Below are 3642 nucleotides of genomic sequence, written 5' to 3' on the forward strand. Positions count from 1 at the left end.
CGCGTCGGCCGGTTCGGTTTTTGGATGCGGTGCGGGTGGCGGAGGGGGAGGGTGTGCGGACGTTTGTGGAGATTGGTCCGCGTGCGGTGTTGTCGGCTTTGGTGCCGGAGTGTGTGGAGGGTGCGGAGTCGGTTTCGGTGCCGGTGGTGCGGGCGTCGAAGGGTGAGGTGGATGCTTTTATGTCGGCTTTGGTGGAGGTGTTCACGCGGGGTGTTGATGTCGATTGGGGTGAGGCGTATCGGGGGACCGGCGCTCGTACGGTTGATCTGCCCACGTACGCATTCCAACGCGAACGCCACTGGCTGATGCCTTCCGCCGATGGCGGAGGCGTCACGGCGGCCGGGCTGAAGCCGCTCGGCCACCCACTGCTCGGCGCCGTGATCGAGGAGGCCGACGGCGACGGTGTCACCGTCATCGGGCGGCTCTCACTGTCGAACCACCCCTGGCTGGCCGACCACGCGGTCCTGGACACGGTCGTGCTGCCCGCCACCGCGTTCATCGACATGGCGCTGTGCGTGGCCGATTTCGTCTACTGCTCCACTGTCGAGGAACTGACACTCACCAACCCGCTCGTGCTGCCGGAGACCGGCGGCGTACAGATGCAGTTCACGGTCACCGGCGCTGACGAGTCCGGCAGACGGGACCTCAGCGTGCACACCCGGCAGGCGGGGGAGTGGGTGCTGCATGCCAGTGGCAGCCTGTCCGACGCCCCGGACCAGGAGGCGGCCGAGACGGTCAGCTGGCCGCCACCGGACGCCGACGAGGTGGACCTTGAGGGCGTCTACGAGCAACTCGTCGAACACGGTTACCGGTACGGCCCCGCCTTCCGGCGCCTGCGCGCGGCCTGGTCCCGCGGCGACAGCGTGTTCGCGGAGGTCGACCTGGAGCAGCACCGGTCGGACGAACCCTTCCTGATCCACCCGGCACTGCTGGACGCCGCGCTGCACGTGCTGCTGCCCGGAGTGGTCGACGAGGCGGGGCCGGCGCGCCTGCCGTTCTCCTGGTCGGGAGTACGGCTGCATTCGAGGGGAGACACCCGGCTGCGCGTGGAGTTCCGCAGGGCCGGCCGGGACACCGTCTCGCTGGCCGTCGCCGACGGATCGGGCCGCCCGGTCGCGACGGTACGGGAGCTGCGGTGGCGGGAGGTTCCCGCCGACGCGATGGGCCGGACCGGTGAGCAGCCGGCGCTGTTCACCGTGACATGGCGGGAGATTCCGTTCGCCGCACACGAAGAGCCGGCCGGGCTCCCGCGCGTACTGGAGTCCCCCCGGGAACTGGCGGCCGGTGACCTGCCCCCCTTGGTCGTGCTGCCGGTGACGGGCTCAACGGCGGCGGCTGCGGTGACGCCCGTCCTGGAAGCCGTGCAGACGTGGCTGGCCGATGACCGGCTCGCCGCCGGCAAACTGGTGGTGCTGACCCGGAACGGCGACACCGATCCGGCGGCCGCCGCGGCCTGGGGCCTGGTCAGGTCCGTACAGACCGAGCACCCCGGGCGGGTGGTTCTGGTGGACACCGACGGCACCGATGCATCGGACCGGGCCCTGGCCGCGGCCGTGGCCACCGGTGAGCCGCAGCTGACCCTGCGGGCGGGCGCCGCCTCGGTGCCCGAACTCACCCCGCTGAAGAACCCGTCCGAGGCACCCCCGGTATTCAGCGCCACCGGTACCGTCCTGATCACCGGTGCCACCGGGGCACTCGGCGGGCTGCTCGCCCGGCACCTCGTGACGGAGCACGGCGTACGGCATCTGCTGCTGCTCAGCAGGCGCGGTGGGCAGGCACCCGGGGCGGCCGAGCTGGTGGCCGAGCTGACCGGGCTCGGTGCCGAGGTGCGGCTGGCGGCATGCGACGCGGCCGACCGCGACGCGCTGGCCGGCCTGCTCGCCTCGATTCCGGGCGGCGACCGCCCGTTGTCCGCCGTCGTGCACACCGCGGGCGTGCTGGGCGACGGCGTCATCAGCGCGCTCACCGCCGAGCGGCTGCACGGTGTGCTGAGCCCGAAGGCGGACGCGGCGTGGCACCTTCACGAGCTGACCCGGGACCTCGACCTGTCCGCCTTCGTGATGTATTCCTCCATCTCCGGCCTGATCGGTGCGGCGGGACAGGCGAACTACGCCGCTGCCAACACCTCTCTCGACGCACTCGCCCGGCACCGCAGGGCACAGGGCCTGCCGGGCACCTCGCTGGCCTGGGGCCTGTGGGAACAACGGGGCGGTATGGCGGAGTCGTTGGCGGACAACGACATCCAGCGCATGGCACGCGCGGGAGTGGGAGTCCTGACGCACGCCGAGGGCCTCGCACTGTTCGACCGTGCCCTCGCCACGGAGGAGGCCGCGCTCGCTGCCCTGCGGCTCGACCTCACCACCGCGCGGTCCGCGGCGGGCGAGGCGCCCGCGCTGCTGCGCCGGCTGGTCGGCGGCCGGGGCACCCCGCGTCGCGAACGGAGTCACCGGCAGGCGTCCAACGGACCACGGCTTTCGCAGCTGCCGGCGGCGGAGCGGCGGGAGAGGCTCGACGAGATCGTGCGGGCCGAGGCGGCCGCGGTGCTCGGGCACGCCGATTCCGACGGCATCCGGCCCGCGGACTCGTTCCAGCAGATCGGATTCGACTCCTTGATGGCTGTGGAGTTCCGCAACAGGCTCGGCACCGCCGTCGGGGTATCGCTGCCCACCGGGCTGGTGTTCGACCACCCCACCCCGGACGACGTGGTGACCTACATCGACGAGCGGCTGGGCGGCGCGGCCACGGCCGCGGCCCCGGAGCCGGCGGTGGTGGTGGGTCCGGTTGAGGATGATCCGTTGGTGGTGGTGGGGATGGGGTGCCGGTATCCGGGGGGTGTGGGGTCTCCGGGGCAGTTGTGGGATTTGGTGGTGAGCGGTGGGGATGCGGTCAGTGGGTTCCCGGGGAATCGTGGTTGGGCGGAGGATCTTTTTGACGCGGATCCTGATGTGGCGGGTAAGTCGTATGTGCGTATGGGTGGGTTCTTGCATGATGCGGATCGTTTTGATGCGTCGTTCTTCGGTATTTCGCCGCGTGAGGCGGTGGCGATGGATCCGCAGCAGCGGTTGTTGCTGGAGACGGCGTGGGAGACGTTCGAGCATGCGGGGATCGATCCGCAGTCGATGCGCGGCAGCGACACCGCCGTCTTCGTAGGGGCGATGTACCACGACTACGCCCCTCCGGTGCACCAGATGCCCGAGGACCTGGAGGGAGTGCTGCTGACCGGGAACACCGCCAGCGTCATCTCCGGCCGGCTGTCGTACCTCTTCGACCTCACCGGCCCCACGGTGACGGTGGACACGGCGTGCTCGTCCTCGCTGGTGGCGCTGCACCTGGCGGCGAAGGCGCTGCGCTCCGGCGAGTCCTCGCTCGCCCTGGTGGGGGGCGCAACCGTGATGTCCACCCCCGGCACCTTCGTGGAGTTCAGCCGGCAGCGGGGTCTGTCGCCCGACGGGCGCTCGAAGTCCTTCTCGGACGATGCCGACGGCACCGGCTGGGGCGAGGGCGTGGGACTGCTGCTGCTGGAGCGGTTGTCGGATGCGCGGCGTCATGGGCATCGGGTTCATGCGGTGTTGCGGGGTTCGGCGGTGAATCAGGATGGTGCGTCGAATGGGCTGACTGCGCCCAATGGCCGTTCGCAGCAGC

General features: G+C 71.0%; 1 protein-coding gene and 1 pseudogene. One reads left to right on the top strand and one right to left on the bottom strand.

The annotated features are described in order from the left end of the window. Positions 1–205 (bottom strand): annotated as a pseudogene (locus tag ACLJWH_RS41830) (hypothetical protein); the annotation flags it as partial. A gap of 100 nt (positions 206–305) precedes the next feature. Between ACLJWH_RS41830 and ACLJWH_RS41835 the strand changes: the two are divergent. After that, positions 306–3642 (top strand): type I polyketide synthase (locus ACLJWH_RS41835; RefSeq protein WP_411147051.1); only part of this gene is annotated, 3337 nt, incomplete at its 3' end.

This window comes from Streptomyces sp. x-80 (assembly GCF_046549095.1).
Lineage (GTDB): Bacteria > Actinomycetota > Actinomycetes > Streptomycetales > Streptomycetaceae > Streptomyces > Streptomyces celluloflavus.